This window comes from Achromobacter sp. 1011811831, assembly GCF_059760905.1.
In genome coordinates, this window is the sequence record NZ_JCBANG010000067.1 from 12743 (window position 1) to 36753 (window position 24011).

Sequence of the window (24011 nt, forward strand, 5' to 3'; positions counted from 1 at the left end):
CGGCCGTGGCGACCGCAGAAGTCGCCCGCGCCATTCCACCAAGGAGACAAGCCATGAAACCATCGCGCCTGCTGGGCGCCGCGCTGCTTGCCGGCGCGGCCCTGCTGCCCGCTGCCGCGGTCCGCGCCGCGGACTATCCCGCCAAGCCCATCACGCTGATCGTGCCCTTCCCCGCCGGTTCCGGCACCGACGCGGTCGGGCGCATCTTCGGCAATGAACTCTCGTCCATCCTGGGCCAGCAGGTCATCGTCGAGAACAAGCCCGGCGCCAACGCCACCATCGCCGCCAGCCTGGTGGCGCGCGCCCGTCCCGACGGCTACACGATCTTCGTCACCACCAATACCTCGCACTCGGCGGCGCCCTGGCTGATGAAGAACGTGCCCTACGACCCGGTGAAGGACTTCACCCCCATCGCGCGCGGCGGCAACCTGCCCTTCATCCTGGTCGCCAACCCCAAGCGGCCCTGGAAGACGGTCGCCGATCTGGTCGCCGACGCGCGCCAGCGCCCCGGGCGCATCACCTACGCCAGCGGCAACAGCACCGGCATCGTGGCCGGCGCCACGCTGGCCCGCCGCGCCAATATCGACATCCTGCACGTGCCCTATAAAGGCACGCCGCAAGGCCTGACCGACGTGGTCGGCGGACAGGTGGACTTCATGTTCACCGACCTGGCTTCCGGCCTGCCCTTCGTGCAGTCCGGCCAGCTGCGCGCGCTGGCGGTGTCCACCGCGCAGCGCAGCGCCATCGTCCCCGACCTGCCTTCCATGGCCGAATCCGGCGTGCCGGATTTCGACCTGAACTCATGGAACGGCTACTTCGGGCCGGCCGGACTGCCGCCCGAGGTCGTCGCCCGGCTCAACGCCGCGATCAACCAGGTCGTCGCCAAACCCGAGACCCGCCAGCGCCTGGCCGCGCTGGGCTTCGACGCGTTCTCGGGCACGCCGCAGGACTTCGCCCGCTTCGTGGGCGAGCAGCGCGATCTCTGGGGCAAGCTGATCCGCGACGCCGGGATCGAGCAGCAATGAGCCCGCAACCCGGCTTTCCCGCCACCGGCCCGCTGGCCGGCGTGCGCATCCTGGATCTCAGCTCGGTCGTCATGGGTCCCTACGCCACCCAGGTGCTGGGCGACCTGGGCGCGGACGTGGTCAAGGTCGAGTCGCCCGCCGGCGACAACCTGCGCGCGGTCGGCCCCATGCGCAATCCCGGCATGGGTCATCTGCACCTGCACCTGAACCGCAACAAGCGCTCGATCGCGCTGGACCTGAAGACGCCCGAGGGCCGCGAGGCCTGCCTTCGGCTGGCCGAGGGCTGCGACGCCCTGCTCTACAACATCCGCCCCCAGGCCATGGCCCGGCTGGGCCTGTCCTATGAAGCGGTGGCTGCACGCAATCCGCGCATCGTCTACCTGGGCGCCTATGGTTTCAGCGAGCAGGGCCCCTACGCCGGACGGCCCGCCTACGACGACCTGATCCAGGGACAGGCCGGCATCGCGGCGCTGTACGCGCAGCAGAGCGGCGACGTGCCGCGCTACGCGCCACTGACCCTGGCGGATCGCGCCGTCGGACTGCATGCCGCCATCGCGCTGGTGTCGGCCGTGCTGCATGCCCGCGCCAGCGGACGCGGGCAGCAGGTCGAGATTCCCATGTTCGAGGGCATGGCGCACATGACGCTGGGCGACCACCTGGGCGGCGCGACGTTCGACCCGCCGCTGGGCCCGGTCGGCTACGCCAGGCTGCTCGCGCCGCACCGCCGCCCCTACGCCACGGCCGACGGCTACCTGTGCCTGCTGATCTACAACGACAAGCACTGGCACAACTTCTTCGCCCTGATCGGCCGGCCGGAACTGGCCGACGATCCGCGCTTTCGCGACCACGGCGCGCGCGCCGCGCACATCGGCGAGGTCTACGCCTTCGTCGCCGATGTCGTCCGCCAGCGCGCCACGGACGACTGGCTGGCCGACCTGGCGCGCGCCGACATTCCGGCGGCCCGCCTGCATGCCATCGAAGACCTGCTGGATGACGAGCACCTGGCCGCCACCGGTTTCATCCGCGAACAGGACCACCCCACCGAGGGCCGCCTGCGCACGCCCGCGCCGCTGGGCCGCTACGCCGGCACGCCCACCGCCATCCGCCGCCCGGCCCCCGCGCTGGGCCAGCACAGCCGCGAACTACTGGCGGAGGCCGGTTACGACGACGCCGCCATCGAAGCCCTGTTCGCGCGCGGCGCCGCCCGCTCTCCCGACTCCCCGGAACCCACAGGAAAGCCAGATGGACTTTGAATTCACGCCCGACCAGGAGGCGCTGCGCGCCGCCGTCTCCCGCATCTGTGAACGCTATCCCGACGAATACTGGCTGGAGCGCGACCGTGAAGGCGGCTTTCCCGAGCCGCTGCACGCCGACCTGGCCCGCGACGGCTGGCTCGGCATCGCCATGCCGCAGGAATACGGCGGCGCCGGCCTGGGCATGACCGAGGCCGCGCTGATGATGCAGACCATCGCCGCGTCCGGCGCGGGCTTTGCCGGCGCGTCGGCCGTCCACATGAACATCTTCGGACTGAATCCGGTGGTGGTGTTCGGCGACGACGCGCAACGCCGCCGCTGGCTGCCGCCCCTGATCGCCGGCCGCGAAAAAGCCTGCTTCGCCGTGACCGAGCCGGATGCCGGGCTGGACACAACCAAGCTGGGCACGCGCGCCGTGCGGCAGGGCGACGAGTACGTGGTCCACGGCCGCAAGCTCTGGATCTCGACGGCCCAGGTGGCGCACAAGATGCTGCTGCTGGCGCGCACCACCCCGCTGTCGGAGGTGGACAAGCCCACCCAGGGCCTGTCGCTGTTCTATACGGACCTGGACCGGTCCAAGGTGGAAGTCCGGGAAATCGAGAAAATGGGCCGCAAGGCCGTGGACTCGAACATGCTGTTCATCGACGGGCTGCGCATCCCCGTGGCCGACCGGGTCGGCGAGGAAGGCCGCGGCTTCGAGTACATCCTGCACGGCCTGAACCCGGAACGCATCCTGATCGCGGCCGAGGCCGTGGGCATCGGCCGCGCCGCGCTGGAGCGCGCGGTGCGCTATGCCGGCGAGCGCGTGGTGTTCGGCCGTCCGATCGGCCAGAACCAGGGCGTGCAGCATCCGCTGGCCCAGGCCTGGATGCAGCTGGAAGCGGCCGACCTGATGGTGTTCAAGGCGGCCAGCCTGTACGACGCCGGCAAGCCCTGCGGCCCCGCCGCGAACTCGGCCAAGTACCTGGCCGCCGAAGCCGGCTACAACGCCTGCCAGACCGCCGTCATGACGCTGGGCGGCATGGGCTATGCCAAGGAATACCACGTGGAACGGCTGCTGCGCGAAAGCTTCATTCCGCGCATCGCGCCGGTCAGCCCGCAGCTGATCCTGTGCTTCATCGCCGAGAAGGTGCTGGGACTGCCCAAGTCCTATTGAGCGCGTCGCTTGGCGCGACACGACGGACCACCGTCAGGCGGGGCTCGCACTCGCCGCCGGTCGCCCTCAGGCTTGCCGCTCCAGCCCGGCGCAGGCCGAGCGCAGGATGCTGGCGTATTCCGCCTGCCTGGGTTCGATGCGGTAGATCGGCCCGCCGACCGAAATGGCGTAGTGCTCGCCCGACAGGGTCAGCGGCCAGGCGATGGCACCCACATCCGCGATGGACTCGCCGTTGTTCATGAACCAGCCGCGCTGGCGCGACAGCCCGATATCCTCTTCCACCTGCGCCGGCGTCGTCAGCGTCCGCTCGTTGTAGCGGGTCATCTCCACGCCGGCCAGCATGGCCATGCGCGCCGGCGCGTCCAGCAGTGAAATCAACGCCTTGCCCAGGGAATTGGCGTGGATGCTCTTGAATTCGCCGGCGACGGGCGCGTAGCGGATGGTGTGCGGGGAATCCAGCACGTCCAGGTAGACCACCCGCGCGTCCTGGCTCAGCTTGGCGAAGACCACGGTTTCCTTGGTCGCGTCCCTTAATTCCACCAGACTGGGATAAACCCGGTCCAGGACAGGATCGGCATGGGCGATGCGCTGCGCCATCGCCAGCAGGCGCCCCGTCGGGTAGTACCCCTGGCGCCGTCCGGTTTCATAGAGATAGCCCAGCCCGGTCAGCGTGCGGATCAGCGCCAGGCAGCTGGACACCGGCACATCGAGCAGCCGGGCGAGCTCCGACAGGGGCAAGGCGCGCTTCTCGCGGGCATAGGTTTCGATGATTTCGATGACGCGCAGCGCCGTCTTGACACTCATTGCCCTGTCCACAACCCTGGAACGTGAGAAATATCTTGTTTCAGATGGCGCTAAAGTTCGCCCCTGAGCGTGCCGTTATGGTAACTGAGAATTTCCTGATAACAGCGCGTTCCTCCGAGACGCCCGCACCGCCGCTGGAGTGATCATGGCCGTATCCCCCTTAGCCCCCGCCTCGTATGCCCCCGTGGCGGTAGCGCCTGCGCCCGTCGTCCCGGACCCATCCGTCACCGTTGCGCCTGCCGCCGCCTCAGCCCATAGCGGCGGCTCGGACAGCGCCACGTCCGAGCAGTCGGATTCGCAGAAGCTGCCGCTGGAACGCGCACTCGACGAAATCAACGACCAGATGAAAGCCTGGTCCACCCAATTGCAGTTCGAGGTCGACCCCGACGTGCATCAGATCGTGGTGTCCGTGGTCGACGCCGAATCGGGCAAGGTCCTGCGGACCATCCCGAGCGAAGCTGTTATCAAGATCGCCAAAATGATCGTCAACATGCAGGGAAATGGCATCAAAACCTCGGCTTGATGCGCACCCAATACTTTCCAAAGAATGCCTTCAGGCCCGCCCTCGCGGGCGGAAAGACCGAATTAAGCCAGCCTTATGCCCTTACCCGGGCAATCGCTGACCTCCAATCTTTGACAGAATCATATCGCTAGGAAGGAATCTCACATGGCCTCCATTACTAACCTTGGTTCAGTCTCCGGCCTGCCGCTGGAAAAGATCCTGACGGATCTGGCGGCAGCCAACGACAAGGCCCTTCAGCGCTACGACACGCGAGCGACGAGCTATCAGGCGCGCATCAACGCCTACAGCCAGCTGCAAAGCGCGCTGGAAGCGGTGCAAAAGTCCGCCGCCACGCTGGGCAAGCCGGAGACCATGGCCGCCATGACTGGCAGCGTCACCGGCGGCAACGCCCTGACCGCCACCGTTGGTGAAGGCGCTGCTGCGGGTCAATATTCGATCGAAGTGAAGAACCTGGCCATCGCGCAGGGCCTGCGCTCGGGCGCCGTGGCAGACCGGACCGCTAAGAACGGTGACACCGGCACCTTCGAGATCGAACTGACCAACGGCACCAAGCGCACCATCGACCTGAAGGGCGACACCTCGCTCAACGGCATCGTCAAGGCCATCAACGCCGACGACAAGGCGGGCGTGCGCGCCACGGTGCTGAACGATGGCAACGGCAACAACTACCTGATGCTGACCGCCAAGGACACCGGCGTGCAGGCCTCGGTGAAGAACATCACCGTCACCGGCGACCAGTCGCTCAAGAACATCCTGGGCTTCAGCACTGCCGCCGACGGCACCACCAGCGGCATGACCCAGACCAAGGCAAAGGACGCCGAGCTCGTCATCAACGGCCTGACGGTCAAGAGCGGCTCGAACAACGTGTCCAAGGTCATCGACGGCGTGACGCTGAACCTGACCGACACCACGCCGACCGACAAACCAATCCAGCTCAAGTTGGAAGCCGACGTCTCGGTCGCCACCAAGGCGGTGCAGGATTTCGTCAAGACCTACAACGCGCTGCAGACCACGATCAAGGGCCTGACCGCGTACAACCCCAAGGAACCGGACGACACCAAGAAGGCCAGCCCACTGACCGGCGACGGCACCACCCGTTCGATCCAGTCCGCCGTTTCCAGCGTGCTGAGCGGCGCGCTGGGCTCGGGCAACGTCAAGTCGCTGGCCGACCTGGGCATCACCACCGATCCCCTGACGCGCCAGCTCAAGCTGGACAACGTCAAGCTGGACAAGGCGCTCAAGGAAAACCCGGCCGACGTGGGCACACTGCTCAACGGCAAAGACGGCCTGGCCAAGAAGTTCGACGCCGCCGTCAAGGACGTGCTCGGCAGCAACGGCTCGCTCAAGAATCGCACCGACGGCCTGAACAAGACCATCACCGACCTCGGCAATCAAAAGGCCCGCGCCAAAGCCGCCAGCGACGCCGAACTGTCGGTCATGCGTACTCGCTTCATCGCGCTGGACAAGATGGTCGCCCAGATGAACTCCACCGGCGCCTACCTGAGCCAACAGTTCGCGGCGATGAACAAATCCAAGTAACCCGTAGAAGATGCACTGATGACTTACGCCGCCCGCCGCCCGACAGGATCGCACTCTGTCCGATCCTACGCCGATATCGGCCTGGAAACCCAGGTGATGAGCGCCACTCCCGAGCGGCTGATCACCCTGTTGTTCAACGGCGCACGGGCGGCGATCGGACAGGCTCGCATCCATCTGCAGGAAGGCCGGGTCGCGGAACGCGGCGCGGCGATCTCGAAAGCGATCAAGATTGTCGACGAAGGCTTGAAGACCGGGTTGAACATGGAGGCCGGCGGCGATGTCGCCGCCAATCTTTCGCGCCTCTATGATTACATCGTCCGCACACTGCTGACGGCGAACTTGAAGTCGGACGCCGAGCAACTCGACATCGCAGACCGGCTGCTGGCCGATCTGGCCGAGGCTTGGCAGACATCCATCGACCAGCCGGCAGGCAGCGTGTCGCCGTGATGGCCCGCAAAACGAACCCAGCCAGCCAGCGCCCGCCCGAGATTTCCATGACGTCCCTTACCCAGATCTCCTCCCCTATCCTGGAGCATTACCAGGAGATAGCCGTTATTACCGGCGAAATGCTTACCGCCGCCCAAGCCGGGGATTGGGATACAGCCGTGGTGCACGGGCAGCAATACTGCGAGCTGGTGGAGCGCCTGCGAAACAGCGAACCGTCCATGCCGCTGGACGACGCTGGCCGCGCGATGAAATACGACCTGCTGGTCCGCATCCTGGAGAACGATGCGCTGACCCGCGACCTGGCGATTCCCCAGTTGGCCCGCCTGGGCGAGCTGCTGGGCAGGATGAAGCGACAGCAGACCCTGCTCTCGGCCTACGGCTACCAGGCGCCTGAAACATGAGCGTAGGTCCCGCCGCGCTGGGCAACGTCCTGGTGCAGCGGCTGGACGCCGTGCTCGGCACGACGATGTCCGCCGCCTCCGCCAATCAGGTTTCCGGCGCGCGCCCGGATGCGGTCAGCCAGCCCGGCAGCCTGGAGAAACCCGGCCAGGCCGATGGCTCGCCGCGCGATCCCCGCCAGGGCGTCCAGACCGGCGGCGCGCGCGGTGAACGCGCCGCCATCGTCGACGCCAAGACCGCCGCCGCGCTGGCCCTGGCCGCGCGCGGCCTGGTCACCAGCAACGACACCACCGCTTCCGCGCCCACCACGCTGGGCCGCACCGCCCGCGCGATTCTCTCGCTTCTGGCGCAGTACCCCGACGCAGCCCCGCCCGTTCAAGGGCGCGCGCCACTGTGGACCCCCGATGCATCGGCCGGCCGCCAGCCCGGTGCCACGGCCGGGCAGCCCGCCGCGGGCCAGCCGGCGCCCGGCGGCCAGCCCCCGGCGCCGCACGCCAATACGCCCGCCGGACAACCGCAGGCCGCTGCCGCGAACAGCGCCGCCAACGTGGCGACGGTCCTGAACGCGATCGCCGGCGACCCGGCAACCGCCGCCGGCAAGACGCCCGGCCAGACCGGCGCCACCGAGGGCGCGCCCCCCGCCCAGGACCCGGCCGCCGCCGCCCGCGCCGCGTTGGCCGCGCAGGGTCCGGCCGCCCGCGCGCTGGGCCAGGCCCTGCGCGAAGCCCTGCAGACCAGCGGCCTGTTCTACGAATCACACCTGGCCGATCTGGCCTTCGGCCGCGCCAACCCGTCCGAATTGCGCAAGGAACCGCAGGCCGACCTCAAGCAGGCCGACGCCCAGCAGCAACAGCATGGCGCCGCCGCCACGCGCGCACGGGCCGAAGCGCCCGCCAGCCGCGGCGCCGGCGGCGCGGACGCGCCCGCGCCCGCTTCCGGCGGATCCAATGCGCCCACGCCCGGCGCGCCGATCAACGGCATCCACCAGGACCTGAACGCGCTGGTGCGCCAGCAGCTCGACGTGCTGGCCAACCAGGCGCTGGCCTGGCGCGGGGAAGCCTGGCCCGGCACGCCGATGGACTGGGAAGTGCAGCGCGACCCCTACGGCGGCGATCCCGAATCGGCCGTTCCGACCTGGGCCACCCGCCTCAAGCTCGACCTGCCCCGACTGGGCCTGGTGGACGCGCGGCTGAACCTGGCCGGCGACCAGATCGTGCTGCAGCTGGTCGCGCCCCACAGCGCCGCCCTGATCGACGAATCGTCCGACCAGCTGCGTTCGCGCCTGCTGGCCGCGGGCCTGACGCTGAGCCACATGACGGTCAACGTGGTCGACCCGCGCCCCATCATTCCGACTGATTTCTGATGGCAAACCCGCAACGCCCCGAGGATGGCCACGCCGCCTCGCCCAACGCAGGCCGCAACGCCGCCGTCGCCTTGTCATACGACGAAGCGGACGGCGCGCCGCGCGTCGTCGCCAAGGGCTACGGCCAGCTCGCCGACACCATCGTCCGCACCGCCGAGGAAAACGGCCTGTACGTGCACGAGTCGCGCGAACTCGTCGGCCTGCTCATGCAGGTCGACCTGGACGCGCATATTCCTCCCCAACTGTACGTTGCGGTGGCAGAATTGCTGGCCTGGCTGTATCGCCTGGAATCGCGCGAGATTCCGGCCGACGCCGCGCCGCCCGATCTATCTATCTAAGGAATCTCCACCGTGTTGGACGCCAGCGATCCGGAATTTCTGCTCACCCGGCCGGAAGACATGCGTTCCGCGCTGTTCGAGCTCACCCACCCCGACAGCCACATCCTGGTGCGCGACGCCGCCGATCGCGAGATCGCCGTGCTCATCCTGGGGGCGGACAAGCACACGCGCCAGTTCTTCTGGCGGCCGCGCGACTATGCCGGCGCGGACTTCGAACAGTCCGACAGCATGGGCCTGCTCAGCGGCACCACCTTCCACTTCCACGCCACGGCCTATGGGGGCGTGCAGATCCGCTTCCGCGTGCAGCGGCCCGAAGTGATCCATTTCGACGACGGCAGCGCGGCCCTGATGTCGCCCTTCCCCGACCGCCTGGCGCGGATCCAGCGCCGCAAGATGTTCCGCGCCTCGCTGATCGCCAGCGCCAGCCGCTGCCAGGCCACCTGGCTCCCCGAGGCCCAGACCAAGCCGCTCGCCTTCACGGTGCGCGACATCTCGGTCGACGGCGTCGGCCTGCGCGTCGGCCTGGCCGCGCCCGAGCTGCCCCAGCGCGGCGAGGTGCTGGAAGGCGTGCAGATGGATTTCGGCGACCTCGGCAAGTTGGTCGCCAACCTGGAAGTGCGCAACGTCTATCCGGTATCCGGGCAGCCCATGATCGCGCCCGGAGCAGGCCCGGACGACCCCGCGCCGCGTCACGTGTCACTGACGGGCGAGCCGCCGGTCAGCCACCTGGGCGCCATCTTCCTGAACCTGGACGCGCGCCAGGAGAACTGGCTGCAACAGGTGGTCTGGCGCCTGGAAAAAGGCAATAGAGAGTAGGTCCCCCCCCGAAGCGCTGCGCGCTTCCCCCCCAGGGGGGCGCAGCTGCGGACCGGCAAAGCCGGCTCCGCGCTGCCCCGATCTTGAGGCGATTTGCTAATGCCGTGAGCGGTGTTCTTGGGGGCGCAGGGTGTTTGGCGCTGCCTCCGCATCGGGGACATGCGACGCTTGTGTGGGGAAAGCCTGGCTTGGCGCTGCATGCGCGCCAACGCCGAAGGGGCGCTCGCTGGCGCCCCTCTTCGTGCGGTGTTTTCGTCTCGGGCCTTAGACGGCCATCGACGAGATTTCCTTGTAGGCGGCGACCAGCTTGTTGCGCACCTGTATCGCCGTCGAGAAGCCGATGCTGGCCTTCTGCATGTCGACCATCACGTCGTTGAGCGAGACGTCGGGCGCGCCAAGTTCGAAGGCCTTGGCCTGGGCGCTGGCCGCGTTCTGGGCGGCCGTGACGCGGCGGATCGAGCGTTGCAGCTCGGCGGCGAAACCGTCGGGCTGGGCCAGCGGCGCAGCGCCGCCGACCGACAGGCCGGATTCCGCCTTGCTGACGACCTCGCGCATCTGGGACAGCATGCTTTCGATGCCGGACAAACCTGTTACCGCCATTGCCATGTTTCCTTGCAGGTGGGGCGTAATGCCGAATCTGCAGGCAGCGTAACCGGGATCGGCGCCCCTCATAGCCGACAAGAACCGCCAAAAAACCCGATATTTCCCCCAATCCGGCGCCGCTTACGGCGGGCTGGCGGCCGCCCTGTGTCCGGCCTTGCGCGGCCCCGGGCGACATAGGAGATAAGTAACGCCAAAAAACCGCTGTTTTCGACGATTGGGATTGCGCCCCCTGCGGCAATAATCCACGCTCACCCCAGACCAGAAGCACGTTGCATGTGTAATCTGCCCTACCCGAACATGAAGTCCTTTTCCCAGCTCCGCGCAGCCAGCGGGGGCCGCAAATGAATCAGCAGGCCACTCTGAGCTCGTCTTTGCTGGCGAAGTTCCCCGTGCTGGAAAAAGTCCGATCGCTGCCCAAGCCCGTCCTGCTGGGCGCGGCGGCGGCCGTGGTCGCGCTGATCGTGGCCGCGGTCATGTGGAGCAGCGAGCCCAAGTACAAGGTCCTGTTCTCGAACCTGGAAGACCGCGACGGCGGCGCCATCGTGACGGCGCTGGGGCAGATGAACGTGCCCTATCGCTACAACGAGAACGGCACCGCCCTGCTGGTTCCGGCCGACCGCGTCTATGACGCCCGGCTGCAACTGGCCTCGCAGGGTCTGCCGCGCGGCGGCTCGGTCGGCTTCGAGCTGATGGACAACGCCCGTTTCGGCGCCAGCCAGTTCGCCGAACAGATCAACTACCAGCGCGGCCTGGAAGGCGAGCTGGCCCGTTCGATCGAATCCATGCACACCGTGCAGCACGCCCGCGTGCACCTGGCCATGCCGCGCCAGTCGCTGTTCGTGCGCGAGCGCCAGGCGCCCACCGCCTCGGTGCTGCTGAACCTGTATCCCGGCCGCAGCCTGAGCGATGCCCAGGTGTCCGCCATCTCCTGGCTGGTCGCTTCCAGCGTGCCGGAACTGACCGCCGAGAACGTCTCCGTCGTCGACCAGAACGGACGCCTGCTGTCGGCCCCGCTGGGCGAAGGCCGCGGCATGGACGCCGACCAGCTGCGCTTCGTGCGCGAGATGGAGCAGCGCACCGTCGAACGCATCCTGACGATCCTGAATCCCCTGGTCGGCCCCGGCAACGTGCACGCCCAGGCCAGCGCCGAGATGGACTTCGCGCGCCGCGAGGAGACCTCCGAGGTCTACCGCCCCAACCAGGAACCCGGCCAGGGCGCGATCCGCAGCCAGCAGACCAGCGACGCCACCCAGCGCGGCGTCGGCCCGGCGCAGGGCGTGCCCGGCGCCCTGTCGAACCAGCCGCCCGGCAACGCCCAGGCGCCCATCACCAATCCGCAGCAGCCGCCGGCCCGTCCCGGCCAGACGCCGCAGCAGCAACAGCAGCAAGGCGCCCAGCAGCAGACCGGCGCGCAGGCCGCCTCCGCCAGCCTGAACGAGCGCCGCGACGCCACCACCAATTACGAAGTGGACCGCACCATCAGCCACGTCAAGCAGCCGGTCGGCGCGCTCAAGCGCCTGTCGGTGGCCGTGGTGGTGAACTACATCCGCGACAAGGACGGCGACCTCAAGCCGCTGCCGCCCGAGGAACTGAACAAGCTGACCAACCTGGTCCGCGAGGCCATGGGCTATTCCGAAGGCCGCGGCGACTCGCTCAACCTGGTCAACAGCCAGTTCAACGACGGTCCGCCCGCCCTGCCGATGTGGCGCGATCCGGAAATGATCGCCCTGTTCAAGACCATCATGGCCTGGCTGCTGGGCTTGATCGTGGCCTTCTGGCTGTACCGCAAGGTGCGTCGCCAGGTCACCGACTACCTGTACCCGCCGGTTGATCCGGAAGTGGCTGAATCCGAACGCATCGAAGCCCAGCGCGAGGCCCAGGAAACCGCCCGCGCCAAGGAAACCACGCGCTACGAGGACAACCTGGAACGCGCCCGCACGATGGCGAACAAGGATCCGCGTGCCGTCGCCATGGTCCTGCGCACCTGGATGAGCAAAGATGAAAAATGATTCCGCCAAACCCATGGACGGCATGACCCGCAGCGCCGTCCTGATGATGTCGCTGGGCGAGGACGCCGCGGCCGAGGTCTTCAAGTACCTGACGGCGCGCGAAGTCCAGCAGGTCGGCGCCGCGATGGCCAGCCTGAAGCAGGTCACGCGCAATGACGTGGCCGTCGTGCTGGAAGAGTTCCGCCAGGAAGCCGACCAGTTCATGGCCGTCACGCTGGGCTCGGACGACTACATCCGCACCGTGCTCACCAAGGCCCTGGGCAGCGACCGCGCCGCCGGCCTGATCGAGGACATCCTGGAAGCCGGCGAAGGCGGCAGCGGCATCGACGCGCTGAACTGGCTGGATCCGCACACCGTGGCCGAGCTGATCGGCGACGAGCACCCGCAGATCATCGCCACCATCCTGGTGCACCTGGAGCGCGACCGCGCCGCCGGCGTGCTGGCGCTCTTGACCGACCGCCTGCGCAACGACGTGATGCTGCGCATCGCCACCTTCGGCGGCGTGCAGCCGGCCGCGCTGTCCGAACTGACCGACGTGCTCAATTCGGTGCTGGCCGGCCAGGGCGCCAAGCGCAGCAAGATGGGCGGCGTGCGCACCGCGGCCGAGATCCTCAACATGATGAACTCGACCGAAGAGGAAACCGTGGTCGCCAGCCTGCGCGAGCGCGATGCCGACCTGGCGCAGAAGATCATCGACGAGATGTTCGTGTTCGACAACCTGCTCGACGTCGAAGACCGCGCCATCCAGCTCATCCTCAAGGAAATCGACAACGACACGCTCATGGTCGCGCTCAAGGGCGCCCAGGAAGAGCTGCGCGCCAAGTTCCTGCGCAACATGTCCAGCCGCGCCGCCGAGATGCTGCGCGAGGACCTGGAAGCGCAAGGCCCGATCCGCATGTCCAAGGTCGAGGCCGAGCAGAAGAAGATCCTGCAGATCGCCCGCCGCCTGGCCGAGAGCGGCCAGATCGTGCTGGGCAATTCGGGAGACGACGCGTATGTCTGACGCGGACAACGGCTCGACGACCCTGCTCTCGCGCAGCGCCGCATGGCGGCGCTGGCAGATGCTGTCGTTCGACGAGCCGCCGCCCGTCGAGGTCGCGCCCGAGCCGGAACCCGATCCCGGCCCGGACCCCGAAGTCGTGCTGGCCCAGCTGCGCGCGCAAGCCGTGGCCGAAGGCCGCCAGGACGGCTACGGACAAGGCCACGCCGCCGGCCACGAAGCCGGCCGCGCCGAAGGCCGCGAAGTCGGCCATGCCGAGGGCCGCGAGGCCGGCTACGCCGAGGGCCTGGCCCTGGCGCGCGAACAGGGCGCCGAGGAAGCCGCCCGCCTGCACGCCCTGGCCGAATCCTGCGCCGCCTCGATCGGCGCGCTGGAAGAGCGTATGGGCCAAAGCCTGCTGACGCTGGCGCTGGACATCGCCCAGCAGGTGATCCGCAACACCCTGGCGGAGCAACCCGAAGCCGTCGTGCACGCCGTGCGCGAAGTGCTGCACATCAATCCCAGCGCCGGCGGCCAGATGCGGCTGTGGGCCAATCCGCAGGACATCGAGCTGATCCGCCTGCACCTGGCCGACGAGCTGAAGGAAGGCCACTGGCGCGTCCTGGCCGACGAATCGGTCGTGCGAGGCGGCTGCCGCGCCGAAACGCCCTATGGCGACATCGACGCCACGCTGCAGACGCGCTGGCGCCGCGTGGCCGCCTCGCTGGGCCGCAACACGTCCTGGGAAGAAAGCGCCCAGGGAGCGGAGGCGACGCCATGAGCGCCCAGCCGGCCGTGCCGGTCATCGACCGCTGGCAGACCCAGCTGGAGATCGGCTCGATCCGCGCCGCCTCGACCGAGCCCTGGCTGGTCAGCGGCCGCATCACCCGCGCCACCGGCCTGGTGCTGCACGCCACCGGCCTGCGCCTGCCGGTGGGGGCCGCCGCCCGCATCGAAATCGCGCGCGGCCATGACCACTGGGCCGACGCCGAGGTCGTGGGCTTCGACGGCCACACCCTGTACCTGATGCCGCAGGCCGACATTTCCGGCCTGCCGCCCGGCGCCCGCGTGGTGCCCGGCGAACCGCCCGTGCAGCGCCAGATTCCGCTGCCCAGCAAAGCCGAACTGAACGGCAACGCCAAGCCCCAGCTGGGCCGCCACCTGCCCGTGGGCAACGCCCTGCTCGGGCGCGTGCTGGACGGCGCCGGCCGCCCGCTGGACGGACTGGGCCCGCTGACCGGCGCCCAACTGGCGCCGCTGTCCGCCCAGCCGATCAATCCCCTCTCGCGCGCGCCCATCGACACGGTGCTGGACACCGGCGTGCGCGCCATCAACGGCCTGCTGACGGTTGGCCGAGGCCAGCGCATGGGCCTGTTCGCCGGCTCCGGCGTGGGCAAGAGCGTGCTGCTGGGCATGATGGCCCGCTACACCAAGGCCGACGTCATCGTCGTCGGGCTGATCGGCGAGCGCGGCCGCGAAGTGAAGGAATTCATCGAGCACAACCTGGGCCCCGAAGGCCTGGCGCGCTCAGTCGTGGTGGCCGCGCCGGCCGACGTGTCGGCCCTGCTGCGCCTGCAGGGCGCGGCCTACGCCACGCGCCTGGCCGAGCACTTCCGCGACCAGGGCCTGGACGTGCTGTTGATCATGGACTCGCTGACCCGCTACGCCATGGCGCAGCGCGAGATCGCGCTGGCCATCGGCGAGCCGCCCGCCACCAAGGGCTATCCGCCCTCGGTCTTCGCCAAGCTGCCCAGCCTGGTGGAACGCACCGGCATGGGCGCGCCCGGCCCGAACGGCAAGGCCGGCTCGATCACCGCGTTCTACACCGTGCTGGCCGAAGGCGACGACCAGCAGGATCCGATCGCCGACTCGGCCCGCGCCATTCTCGACGGCCACGTCGTGCTGTCGCGCCACTTGGCCGAAGCCGGCCACTACCCCGCGATCGACATCGAAGCGTCGATTTCCCGGGCCATGACGTCGCTGATCACGCCGCAGCAGTTCTCGGTCGTGCGCCGCTTCAAGCAGACGCTGTCGCGCTACCAGCGCAATCGCGACCTGATCGCCGTCGGCGCCTACGTGGCCGGCAACGATCCGCAGCTGGACGATGCCATCGCCCGTTACCCGCGCCTGGAAGCCTTCCTGCAACAGGATATCGGCGAGAACGTCGGCTACCAGGACGCGGTCAACCAATTGCAGGCCAGTTTCGAGTTGAGGGACACCTATGCCTAGCCAACTTCCCCTGGACATGCTGATCAATCTGGCCAAGGAGAGCACGGACGAAGCCGCGCGCCTGCTCGGCCGTCTCAGCGCCGAACGCACCAACGCCGAACGCCAGCTCGGCATGCTGCAGGACTACCGCCACGACTACCTCGAGCGGCTGCAGCAGGCCATGACCTCCGGCATGTCGGCCAGCGACTGCCACAATTACCAGCGCTTCATCGGCACGCTGGACGACGCCATCGCCCAGCAACAGGGCGTGCTGCAGCAGGCCGACGAGAACCTGAACAAGGGCCGGCTCTACTACCAGCAGGAAAAGCGCAAGCTCAATTCCTACGACGCGCTGGCGCAACGCGCGCAGCGCGCCGAAGCCGTCGCCGAATCGCGCCGCGAACAGCGCCTGAACGACGAATACTCGGCCCGCCTGGTCCAGCGCCAGACCGGCATGCATTAAGCGACATACCACAGGAAGCCCAAGATGAACGCTCCCCTGCCCCTGCCCGCCATCGCCCCGTCCGCGCCGGTTTCGCCGGCCGACGCCTTTGGCGCCAAGTCCTCCCTGTCCGACAACAAGGGCCCCAGCTTCTCCGAAGTGCTGGCCCAGCAGCGTCCGACCCAATCGAATGACGCCCGCCCCGCCGGCAACGGCGCCAAGGAACCCGCGCCCGGCAAGACCGGCGGCAGCGCGGAAGGCAATGCCGAGAACGCCGCTTCCGGCGCCATCGACGATGCCGTCGAGAAGGCCGCCCAGGCCGAGGCCGGCGCGATGGCGGTCGCCGCCGCGCAGCAGCCCGTGCCGCAGGCCCTGCTGCCGCAGCAGGCGCTGGAGATCGCCGCCCAGGCCGCCGAGCAGGTGCAGAACGCCCGTGGCGCCGCGCAGGCCGCCGTGACCGCCGCCAGCGGCACCGCCGCCGTGCTGGTCAACGCGCTGAACGCCAACGAGGTCACGCCGACGCCGCGCGCGCCCGTGCCGCTGACAGCGCAACAGGCCCAGGCCGCCGCCGCCCGCGATGCCCGCGACGCGGAACTCGCCGTGCCCGTGGTCACCGCCGCCGCCAAGCCCGGCAGCCAGTCCGCCGCCGTGACCGCCGACGTCAAGACCATCGCGCCCGCCGCCGAGGCGCCGCGCCTGGTCGCCGACAACGCGCTGCCGCGCCCCGCGCCGCGCACCGCCGTCGAAGCGGCGCAAGCGTCCCAGGCCGGGGCTCAACAGCCCGCCCGCCATGAAGAAGAATCCGCGCCGCTACCGGCCGCTACGCAGACGTTCCAGCTGCCGCAGCACGCCGCCGGCGCGCAGGACCATCTGGCGCAATCGCTGGCCGTCGCGGCCCAGCGCCAGCAGCCCCTGCCTGTGTTCAACCCCGCCGGCATCGGCCAGCCGCCGGTCGCCCTGCAGGTCGCCACCCCGGTCGGCGCCACTCACTGGGGCACGGACCTGGGCCAGCAACTGGTCGTGATGAGCAACAGCGCGCGCCATGGCGTGCAGACCGCCGAGCTGCGCCTGGATCCGCCGGACCTGGGCCCGCTGCGCGTCAGCCTGAACCTGGCCGACGGCGTGGCCAGCGCCTCTTTCGTGTCGGCGCACGCTTCCGTGCGCCAGGCCATTGAAACCGCCCTGCCGCAATTGCAGCAGGCGCTGGCGCAGGCCGGCATCTCGCTGGGCCAGACCAGCGTGGGCGAGCAGGCCGCCCAGCAGCAGTTCGCCCAGAACCAGGGCGGCGGTTCGCAGCGCCAGGGCAGCGGCCTGACGGGCGGCGCGGGCGACGTGGTGGCCGACGCCTCGCGTCCCGCGGCGGCCTCGCCCCGCAACGCCAACGCGCTGGTCGACACCTTCGCGTAATCCCGGCTGGCGCGCGGCCCCGCCGGGGCTGCGCGCAGTGCAGCAATAGCTTGAGATACGCGGCTTTCGCCCTGTTTTTCGCTCCCAAACCGGCGCGGGATTTCGGGCAGAATGCTTTCATCCACTGAGAGTCCGTTTTCATTAGCGGCAAACACGCATCGACACCAAGATGGCGACTTCAAAACCTTCCACCATGCCGGCGCGCGGCACGCTTCCCACCCGCTCCGGCGGCCTGGGCCGCATCCTCCGTCCCGTGCTCGGGGTCCTGGTCCTGCTGCTGGTCGCGGCGGCCAGCGCCGGCGCGACCTGGTTCATCACGCAACGCATGCAGCCGCCGCCCAATGGCGCCAACGTGTCGCTCGCCGTCGGCCAGAATCCGGGCCAGGTTGGCGCACCCGGCACGCCGGGCGCGCCTGGCGTGCCGGGCCAGACCCCGCAGCCGACCACCTTCGTCGCCCCGCCGACCACGCCGGTCGCCGTGCCCGCGCCGATCTTCGTGCCGATCGAGGCGTTCACGGTCACGCTGCAGAACGCCGACACCGAGCGCATCATGCACGTGGGCCTGACGCTGCGCGTCAACGACGAGCAGACCCGCACCCGCCTGGAAAAGTACATGCCCGAGGTCCGCAGCCGCATCCTCATGGTGCTGTCGTCGCAGTCGCCGACCGCCGTGCAGACTTCGCAGGGCAAGACCGACATGGCCAACGCGATCAAGCAGGCCGTCAACCGTCCGTTCTCGCCGCTGCCTGACGGCCAGTACGTCACCGACGTGCTGTTCACGGCGTTCGTGGTGCAATAAGCATGGCCTACGAGGCGTTTCTTTCGCAGGATGAAGTCGATGCGCTGCTGGCCGGCGTAACCGGCGAGAGCGACAGCAAAAAGGAAACCGCGGGCGCCATCGACGGCGCGCGGGCCTATGACCTGAGTTCTCCGGACCGGGTCGTGCGCCGCCGCATGCAGACGCTGGAGCTGATCAACGAGCGTTTCGCTCGCCAGATGCGCCATGTGCTGCTGAACTTCATGCGCCGCAGCGCGGACATCACCGTCGGCTCGATCAAGATCCAGAAGTACGCGGACTTCGAGCGCAACCTGCCCGTGCCGAGCAATCTGAACATGATTCAGATGAAGCCGCTGCGCGGCACCGCGCTCTTCACCTATGACCCGAACCTGGTGTTCCTGGTCATCGACAGCCTGTTCGGCGGCGATGGCCGCTACCACACGCGCGTCGAGGGCCGTGACTTCACCACCACCGAACAGCGCATCATCCAGCGCCTGCTCAACCTGACGCTGGAGAGCTACGGCAAGTCCTGGGATCCGGTCTATCCGATCGAATTCGAGTACGTGCGCTCGGAGATGCACACCAAGTTCGCCAGCATCACCGGCAGCAATGAAGTCGTGGTCGTGAGCTCGTTCCATATCGAGTTCGGCGCCACCGGCGGCGATCTGAACATCTGCCTGCCCTATTCCATGATCGAGCCGGTGCGCGACCTGTTGACGCGCCCGCTGCAGGAGACCGCGCTGGAGGAAGTGGACCAGCGCTGGGCCCAGCAGCTGTCGCGCCAGGTGCGCAGCGCCGACATCGACGTGGTCGCCGAATTCGCCCGCATTCCGTCCAGCATCCGCGAGCTGATGCGCCTGAAGGTGGGCGATGTGCTTCCGGTGGACGTGCCCCAGACCATCATCGCCAGCGTCGACGGCGTGCCGCTGATGGAATGCGGCTACGGCGTCTTCAACGGCCAGTACGCCCTGCGCGTGCACAACATGTTTACTCACGATTCCGATTCAAACGAGGCCCCCGACCATGACTGACAAGAACGAGCCCGGCACTGGCTCGTCCCCGGCCGACGACTGGGCCGACGCGCTCGCCGAACAATCCCGCGCCAATCCGCCCACCCAGGCCGACGGCCTGAAGCCGCAGGAACCGCAGGACGATTGGGCCGCCGCCATGGCCGAACAGACCGCCGCGGCGCCCGCCGCCGCTGCCGCCCCTGCGCCCGCGCCCGCGCCGGCCCCCGCTCCGGCCCAGCCCGCCGCGCAGCCGGCCGCCCAATCGGTGTTCAAGCCGCTGTCCGGCACCACCACGGGCACCGGCACCGACATCGACCTGATCATGGACGTGCCCGTCCAGCTCACCGTCGAACTGGGACGCACCCGCCTGACCATCAAGAACCTGCTCCAGCTGGGCCAGGGCTCGGTGGTGGAACTCGACGGCCTGGCCGGCGAGCCCATGGACATCTTCGTCAACGGCTATCTGATCGCCCAGGGCGAAGTCGTGGTGGTGGAAGACAAGTACGGCATTCGCCTGACCGACATCATCACCCCGTCCGAGCGCATCAACCGCCTGAACAACCGCCGTTGACCAGCGGGCAGGCCATCATGACCGAATCCGCCCTGCTGCGCGTCATCATCGGCCTGGTGCTGGTGGTGGCGGCCATCCTGGCCTCGGCCTGGCTGGCGCGCCGCGCCGGGCTGGTGCAGCGCGGCGGCGGCAGCCTGCTCAAGCAGGTTGCCGCGCTGCCGCTGGGCGCCCGCCAGAGCGTCGTGGTCATCGAAGTGGACAAGACCTGGCTGGTGGTGGGCGTGAGCCCGAACCAGCTCACCACCCTGCACACCATGCCTGCCGGCGAGTTGCCCGAAGGCGCGTCCCTGCCCGCCTCGGCCTTCGCCGCCAAGCTGGGCCAGGCGCTCAAGCGCCGCTAGCCCGCGACCCTCATGAATTTCCTCAGACGCATGACTTCCTCCCGCGCCGGGCGCGGCATGCTGCCCATGCTGGGCGCCGCGGCGCTGCTGGGGCTGGCGCTGTTCCCGGCCGGCGTCGTCGCCCAGGCCACCCTGCCCGCCCTGACCGCCACGCCGGGCCCGAACGGCTCCGAGACGTACTCGCTCAGCATGCAGACCATGCTGCTGATGACCTCGTTGTCGTTCCTGCCGGCGGCGCTGCTGATGATGACGGGCTTCACCCGCATCATCATCGTGCTGGGCCTGCTGCGCAGCGCCATGGGCACGGCGATGTCGCCGCCCAACCATGTGCTGATCGGGCTGGCGCTGTTCCTGACCTTCTACACCATGTCGCCGGTGTTCGACAAAATCTACGCCGACGCCTACAAGCCCCTGTCCGAGGGCTCGATCCAGTTCGAGACCGCGGTCGAGCGCGCCGCCGGGCCGCTGCGCACCTTCATGCTGCACCAGACCCGCGAGAACGATCTGGCGCTGTTCGCCAACCTGGCCAAGCAACCGGCGCTGGACGACCCGTCGCAGGTGCCGCTGAAGATCCTGGTGCCGGCCTTCATCACCAGCGAGCTCAAGACGGCGTTCCAGATCGGCTTCACCATCTTCATTCCATTCCTCATCATCGACCTGGTCGTGGCCAGCGTGCTGATGGCGCTGGGCATGATGATGGTGCCGCCCGTGACGGTGTCCCTGCCGTTCAAGCTGATGCTATTCGTGCTGGCCGACGGCTGGCACCTGCTCATGGGCTCGCTGGCCCAGAGCTTCTACCAATAAGCCCGGAGGACCGCCATGACCGCTGAAACCGTCATGACCATGACCTACCAGGCGATGAAGATCGCGCTGGCGATGGCCGGCCCGCTGCTGCTCGTCACGCTGGTCGTGGGCCTGGTCATCAGCATTTTCCAGGCCGCCACGCAGATCAACGAAATGACGCTGTCCTTCATCCCCAAGCTGCTGGCCATGTGCGGCGTGCTGGTGTTGCTGGGCCCGTGGCTGATCGGCCTCATGGTGGACTATATCCGCCAGCTCATCGGGCAGATCCCCGGCCTGGTGTCCTGACCGGCGCGGCCGCCGGCGCACCCATGATCGCGTTCACCCTCGAACAGCTCAACGGCTGGATCGGCCAGTTCATCTGGCCGTTCGTGCGCATCCTGGCGCTGGTGGCCACCGCGCCGCTGTTCTCGGAATCCGCCGTGCCCGTGAAGGTCAAGGTCGGCCTGTCCTTCGTGCTGGCCGCGGCCATCGGCCCCACGCTGGACCCCATGCCGCCCGTGGCCCCCGGCTCCTACGCCGGACTCTGGATGGTGATGCAGCAGGTGCTGACCGGCATCGCGCTGGGCTTCACCATGCGCATCGTGTTCGCCTCGGTGCAAACGGCGGGTGAGTTCATCGGCCTGCAGATGGGCCTGTCCTTCGCGTCCTTCTTCGATCCCGGCACCGGCGCCAATACGGCGGTGCTGTCGCGCATGCTCAACGTCATCGCCATGCTGACCTTCCTGGCGCTCGATGGACACCTGCTGGTGCTGGCGGCGCTGGTGCGCTCCTTCGACACCCTGCCCATCGCGCAGATCCAGCTGCACCAGAACGGCTGGGGCGTGGTGGTCGAATGGGGCAAGACCATCTTCGTGTCCGGCCTGCTGCTGGCGCTGCCGCTGATCTGCGCGCTGCTGACCATCAACCTGGCCATGGGCATCCTCAACCGCGCCGCGCAACAGCTGTCGGTGTTCTCGGTGGGTTTTCCCGTGACCCTGATCGTGGGCGTCACCGTGCTCACCGTGGTGCTGCCCCACGCCGGGCCCTTCCTGGAATCGCTGTTCGAATCCGGCCTCTCGGCCATGAGCCGAGTAGTAGACGGATTAGCCGGAGGCTAATCCGGAGTGGAGCCCCCCCGGAGCGCTTGCGCGCTTCCCCCCAGGGGGCGCCGCTACGGACCGGCGGAGCCGGATCCGTGCGGCCCCGGTCTGGGAAGACTGAGGCAGATTGCGAGACTGCCCGTCATGGCCGCCCCTTCCAAGCCGGCACGGCCAAGCCATCCCCTCAAGGCTGGCCGGTCAGGCGGAAGACGCGGATCGTTTCACGCAACGAGCCGGACTGTTCGCCCAGCTGCATGACCGCGCCGCCCAGCTCCTGCACCAGCGAGGTGTTCTGCACCGTCATGACATCCATCTGCGACACGGCCGTGTCGACCTGTTCGATGCCGCTGGACTGTTCCTGCGAGGCCTGCGAGATCTCGCCGATGATGTCCGTGACCCGGCGCACCGCAGCCACGATCTCTTCCATGGTCGCGCCCGCCTGCTCGGCCTGGGCCGAACCCTCGTTGACGCGGTCCACCGAGTCCTCGATCAGGCCCTTGATCTCCTTGGCCGCCTGCGCGCTCTTCTGCGCCAGGTTGCGCACTTCGCCGGCCACGACGGCGAAGCCCTTGCCGGATTCGCCGGCGCGCGCTGCTTCCACCGCCGCGTTCAGGGCCAGGATATTGGTCTGGAACGCGATGCCCTCGATGATGCTGACGATGTCGGCGATCTTGCGCGAGCTGTCGGAGATGCCATGCATGGTGTTGACCACCTGCCCCACGGCCACGCCGCCTCGACGGGCAACGTCCATGCTGCTGGCGGCCAGCTGATTGGCCTGGTGCGCATTGTCGGCATTCTGGCGCACGGTGGAGGTCAGCTGCTCCATGCTCGCGGCTGTCTGCTGCAAGGAGGCCGCCTGGCCCTCGGTGCGGCCGGCCAGCTCCTGGTTGCCGCGCGCGATGTGCACCGCCGCCTGGGTGGTACCCTCGATGCCTCGGTACACGTCCTGCGCGATACCGATAAGGCTCTTGCGCATGACTTCCAGCGAGAACATCAGGCTGCCGATCTCGTCGTCGGACTCGGCCACGATCTGCGTGGTCAGGTTGCCCGCGGCCACCTGGCGCGCCATGTTGGCGGCGTCCACCACCGGACCGGTCACCGAGCGCGACAAACGCCAGCCCAGCAGAAAGACGGCCGCCACGCCCAGCGCCACCAGCGCGCAGCCGAAACTGGCGCCGGCGGTGCTCAGCGCGTCCCAGTTCGCATGCAGGCCGTAGGCGCCGGCGCCCGCCACGAAGCTCGCCGACACCAGCGCGTGGCGCAGCATGCGGCTGCGCACGCCCGAGCGGAAGGGATACGCCAGCACGTCGATGATGCGGCGCCAGCCGGCCCGCACCGGCCGGCCCCGGCGAATGCGCACGCCGCGCGCGGTCCCCTCGCGGATGCGGGCATAGAGCGCCTCGGCCATTTCGATCTGCTCGTCGCTGGGCCGCACGCGCACCGACGAATAGGCCACCACCTCGCCGTTCTCGACGATGGGCGTGGCATTGGCCAGCACCCAGTAGTAGCCGCCGTCCTTCCTGCGGTTCTTGACCAGCCCCAGCCAGGACTCGCCTGCCTGCAGGGTCCGCCACAAATCCTCGTAGGCCTGCGGCGGCATGTCCGGATGGCGGACGATATTGTGGGCCTTGCCGATCAGCTCTTCACGGGAGAAGCCGCTGACCTCGATGAAGGCGGGATTGGCATAGAGAATCCGGCCTTTGGTGTCCGTGCGCGAGATGAGGTATTGATCCTCGCGCAGCTTGGTTTCCACATTGTGGATGGGAAGGTTCACTCGCATTGCCGGTCTCCTGTTGCTTCATTCGGAGAAGAGCGATTCCATGAGGGCGAGCACGCCGAGCCCGCGCGATGCGCAGGCCAGTCCCCGCCTGGTCCGTGAATCCGAAAGCCATCTTGCACCACTTTCGGACGTCGGAACCTGTTTCATCGCCTATCTCCAGGCGTTATCGCAATTAACGGCTACATTTTCGAAAACTTAACGTGCGCAGGATCAAACACCTGTCATTTTCCTGTGCCAGGAAAACCCGGCAATCCTGAGCCGGGCATGCCACCCGCGCGCAGGCACCGCGCAAGGCGGCCCGCCCATGCGACAACGGCGGCACGCCCCGGGCCTGGGA

General features: G+C 68.5%; 26 protein-coding genes. 23 read left to right on the forward strand and 3 right to left on the reverse strand.

Annotation, left to right across the window (positions count from 1 at the left end):
• The first annotated feature begins 53 nt into the window (after positions 1 to 53).
• From AC6LJ9_RS21895 to AC6LJ9_RS21905, 3 genes are read left to right on the forward strand one after another with little or no spacing between them, the layout of a single operon-like run.
• Complete coding sequence (locus tag AC6LJ9_RS21895; protein WP_212318914.1) at positions 54 to 1025, forward strand: Bug family tripartite tricarboxylate transporter substrate binding protein; 972 nt, start codon at positions 54 to 56, stop codon at positions 1023 to 1025.
• The gene (locus AC6LJ9_RS21900; RefSeq protein ID WP_498149177.1) at positions 1022 to 2278 is read left to right on the forward strand and encodes a CaiB/BaiF CoA transferase family protein; all 1257 of its coding nucleotides are present in this window, start codon (positions 1022 to 1024) and stop codon (positions 2276 to 2278) included. Before AC6LJ9_RS21895 ends, AC6LJ9_RS21900 begins: the two co-directional genes overlap by 4 nt.
• Positions 2268 to 3434, forward strand: a complete 1167-nt coding sequence (locus AC6LJ9_RS21905; RefSeq protein ID WP_498149178.1) for an acyl-CoA dehydrogenase family protein — start codon at positions 2268 to 2270, stop codon at positions 3432 to 3434. The genes AC6LJ9_RS21900 and AC6LJ9_RS21905 overlap by 11 nt, the downstream gene beginning before the upstream one ends.
• Positions 3435 to 3500: 66 nt before the next feature.
• Here AC6LJ9_RS21905 and AC6LJ9_RS21910 read toward each other — a convergent pair whose 3' ends face one another.
• Complete coding sequence (locus AC6LJ9_RS21910; RefSeq protein WP_498149179.1) at positions 3501 to 4238, reverse strand: IclR family transcriptional regulator; 738 nt, start codon at positions 4236 to 4238, stop codon at positions 3501 to 3503.
• A 145-nt stretch (positions 4239 to 4383) separates the two neighbouring features.
• Between AC6LJ9_RS21910 and AC6LJ9_RS21915 the strand changes: the two genes are divergently transcribed.
• The 7 genes from AC6LJ9_RS21915 to AC6LJ9_RS21945 all read left to right on the forward strand — a co-directional run bounded on the left by AC6LJ9_RS21915 (position 4384) and on the right by AC6LJ9_RS21945 (position 9663).
• Positions 4384 to 4761: a flagellar protein FlaG gene (locus tag AC6LJ9_RS21915; protein WP_498149180.1), complete on the forward strand. Its 378-nt coding sequence runs from the start codon at positions 4384 to 4386 to the stop codon at positions 4759 to 4761.
• A 144-nt stretch (positions 4762 to 4905) separates the two neighbouring features.
• Positions 4906 to 6300: a flagellar filament capping protein FliD gene (fliD, locus tag AC6LJ9_RS21920; RefSeq protein WP_103274051.1), complete on the forward strand. Its 1395-nt coding sequence runs from the start codon at positions 4906 to 4908 to the stop codon at positions 6298 to 6300.
• An 18-nt stretch (positions 6301 to 6318) separates the two neighbouring features.
• Positions 6319 to 6747 carry a flagellar export chaperone FliS gene (gene fliS, locus AC6LJ9_RS21925; RefSeq protein WP_103274050.1) on the forward strand — a complete coding sequence of 143 codons (429 nt, stop codon included), beginning with the start codon at positions 6319 to 6321 and terminating at the stop codon, positions 6745 to 6747.
• Between the two features lie 47 nt (positions 6748 to 6794).
• A complete protein-coding gene (locus AC6LJ9_RS21930) occupies positions 6795 to 7148 on the forward strand; it encodes a flagellar protein FliT (RefSeq protein WP_103276439.1) in 354 nt (117 codons plus the stop codon).
• Positions 7145 to 8509, forward strand: a complete 1365-nt coding sequence (gene fliK / locus AC6LJ9_RS21935; protein WP_498149181.1) for a flagellar hook-length control protein FliK — start codon at positions 7145 to 7147, stop codon at positions 8507 to 8509. Before AC6LJ9_RS21930 ends, fliK begins: the two co-directional genes overlap by 4 nt.
• Positions 8509 to 8847: an EscU/YscU/HrcU family type III secretion system export apparatus switch protein gene (locus tag AC6LJ9_RS21940; RefSeq protein ID WP_103274048.1), complete on the forward strand. Its 339-nt coding sequence runs from the start codon at positions 8509 to 8511 to the stop codon at positions 8845 to 8847. Before fliK ends, AC6LJ9_RS21940 begins: the two co-directional genes overlap by 1 nt.
• A gap of 12 nt (positions 8848 to 8859) precedes the next feature.
• Positions 8860 to 9663, forward strand: a complete 804-nt coding sequence (locus tag AC6LJ9_RS21945) for a flagellar brake protein (protein WP_498149182.1) — start codon at positions 8860 to 8862, stop codon at positions 9661 to 9663.
• 264 nt (positions 9664 to 9927) lie between these two features.
• Here the strand turns inward: AC6LJ9_RS21945 and fliE are convergent, their stop codons facing one another.
• Positions 9928 to 10263, reverse strand: a complete 336-nt coding sequence (gene fliE / locus AC6LJ9_RS21950) for a flagellar hook-basal body complex protein FliE (protein WP_498149183.1) — start codon at positions 10261 to 10263, stop codon at positions 9928 to 9930.
• Between the two features lie 344 nt (positions 10264 to 10607).
• Here fliE and fliF point away from each other — a divergent pair, with 344 nt between their 5' ends.
• From fliF to fliR, 13 genes are all read left to right on the forward strand, one after another.
• Positions 10608 to 12275 carry a flagellar basal-body MS-ring/collar protein FliF gene (gene fliF / locus AC6LJ9_RS21955; RefSeq protein ID WP_498149184.1) on the forward strand — a complete coding sequence of 556 codons (1668 nt, stop codon included), beginning with the start codon at positions 10608 to 10610 and terminating at the stop codon, positions 12273 to 12275.
• Positions 12265 to 13278 (forward strand): flagellar motor switch protein FliG, encoded by a 1014-nt coding sequence (fliG, locus tag AC6LJ9_RS21960; protein ID WP_103274044.1) that lies wholly within the window; start codon positions 12265 to 12267, stop codon positions 13276 to 13278. Before fliF ends, fliG begins: the two co-directional genes overlap by 11 nt.
• On the forward strand, positions 13271 to 14035 hold the full coding sequence (fliH, locus tag AC6LJ9_RS21965) for a flagellar assembly protein FliH (RefSeq protein WP_212318940.1): 765 nt from the start codon (positions 13271 to 13273) through the stop codon (positions 14033 to 14035). Before fliG ends, fliH begins: the two co-directional genes overlap by 8 nt.
• Positions 14032 to 15483, forward strand: a complete 1452-nt coding sequence (gene fliI, locus AC6LJ9_RS21970) for a flagellar protein export ATPase FliI (RefSeq protein ID WP_212318942.1) — start codon at positions 14032 to 14034, stop codon at positions 15481 to 15483. The genes fliH and fliI overlap by 4 nt, the downstream gene beginning before the upstream one ends.
• Positions 15476 to 15925 (forward strand): flagellar export protein FliJ, encoded by a 450-nt coding sequence (fliJ, locus tag AC6LJ9_RS21975; protein WP_498149185.1) that lies wholly within the window; start codon positions 15476 to 15478, stop codon positions 15923 to 15925. Before fliI ends, fliJ begins: the two co-directional genes overlap by 8 nt.
• Positions 15926 to 15949: 24 nt before the next feature.
• On the forward strand, positions 15950 to 17311 hold the full coding sequence (locus tag AC6LJ9_RS21980) for a flagellar hook-length control protein FliK (protein ID WP_498149186.1): 1362 nt from the start codon (positions 15950 to 15952) through the stop codon (positions 17309 to 17311).
• A gap of 169 nt (positions 17312 to 17480) precedes the next feature.
• On the forward strand, positions 17481 to 18110 hold the full coding sequence (gene fliL, locus AC6LJ9_RS21985) for a flagellar basal body-associated protein FliL (RefSeq protein WP_498149187.1): 630 nt from the start codon (positions 17481 to 17483) through the stop codon (positions 18108 to 18110).
• A gap of 2 nt (positions 18111 to 18112) precedes the next feature.
• Positions 18113 to 19120 (forward strand): flagellar motor switch protein FliM, encoded by a 1008-nt coding sequence (fliM, locus tag AC6LJ9_RS21990; RefSeq protein ID WP_212318950.1) that lies wholly within the window; start codon positions 18113 to 18115, stop codon positions 19118 to 19120.
• A complete protein-coding gene (gene fliN, locus AC6LJ9_RS21995; RefSeq protein ID WP_498149188.1) occupies positions 19113 to 19670 on the forward strand; it encodes a flagellar motor switch protein FliN in 558 nt (185 codons plus the stop codon). The genes fliM and fliN overlap by 8 nt, the downstream gene beginning before the upstream one ends.
• Before the next feature lie 17 nt (positions 19671 to 19687).
• Entirely contained in the window at positions 19688 to 20011 is a 324-nt protein-coding gene (gene fliO / locus AC6LJ9_RS22000) for a flagellar biosynthetic protein FliO (protein ID WP_212322350.1), read from the forward strand.
• 57 nt (positions 20012 to 20068) lie between these two features.
• A complete protein-coding gene (fliP, locus tag AC6LJ9_RS22005) occupies positions 20069 to 20815 on the forward strand; it encodes a flagellar type III secretion system pore protein FliP (RefSeq protein WP_212322360.1) in 747 nt (248 codons plus the stop codon).
• Positions 20816 to 20830: 15 nt separating this feature from the next.
• Entirely contained in the window at positions 20831 to 21100 is a 270-nt protein-coding gene (gene fliQ, locus AC6LJ9_RS22010) for a flagellar biosynthesis protein FliQ (RefSeq protein ID WP_103274036.1), read from the forward strand.
• Positions 21101 to 21123: 23 nt separating this feature from the next.
• Positions 21124 to 21912, forward strand: a complete 789-nt coding sequence (fliR, locus tag AC6LJ9_RS22015; protein ID WP_212322347.1) for a flagellar biosynthetic protein FliR — start codon at positions 21124 to 21126, stop codon at positions 21910 to 21912.
• A 166-nt stretch (positions 21913 to 22078) separates the two neighbouring features.
• On the opposite strand, the gene AC6LJ9_RS22020 is transcribed toward fliR, so the two are convergent.
• Positions 22079 to 23674, reverse strand: coding sequence for a methyl-accepting chemotaxis protein (locus AC6LJ9_RS22020; protein WP_498149189.1), 1596 nt, complete (start codon positions 23672 to 23674; stop codon positions 22079 to 22081).
• Between the last annotated feature and the right edge of the window lie 337 nt (positions 23675 to 24011).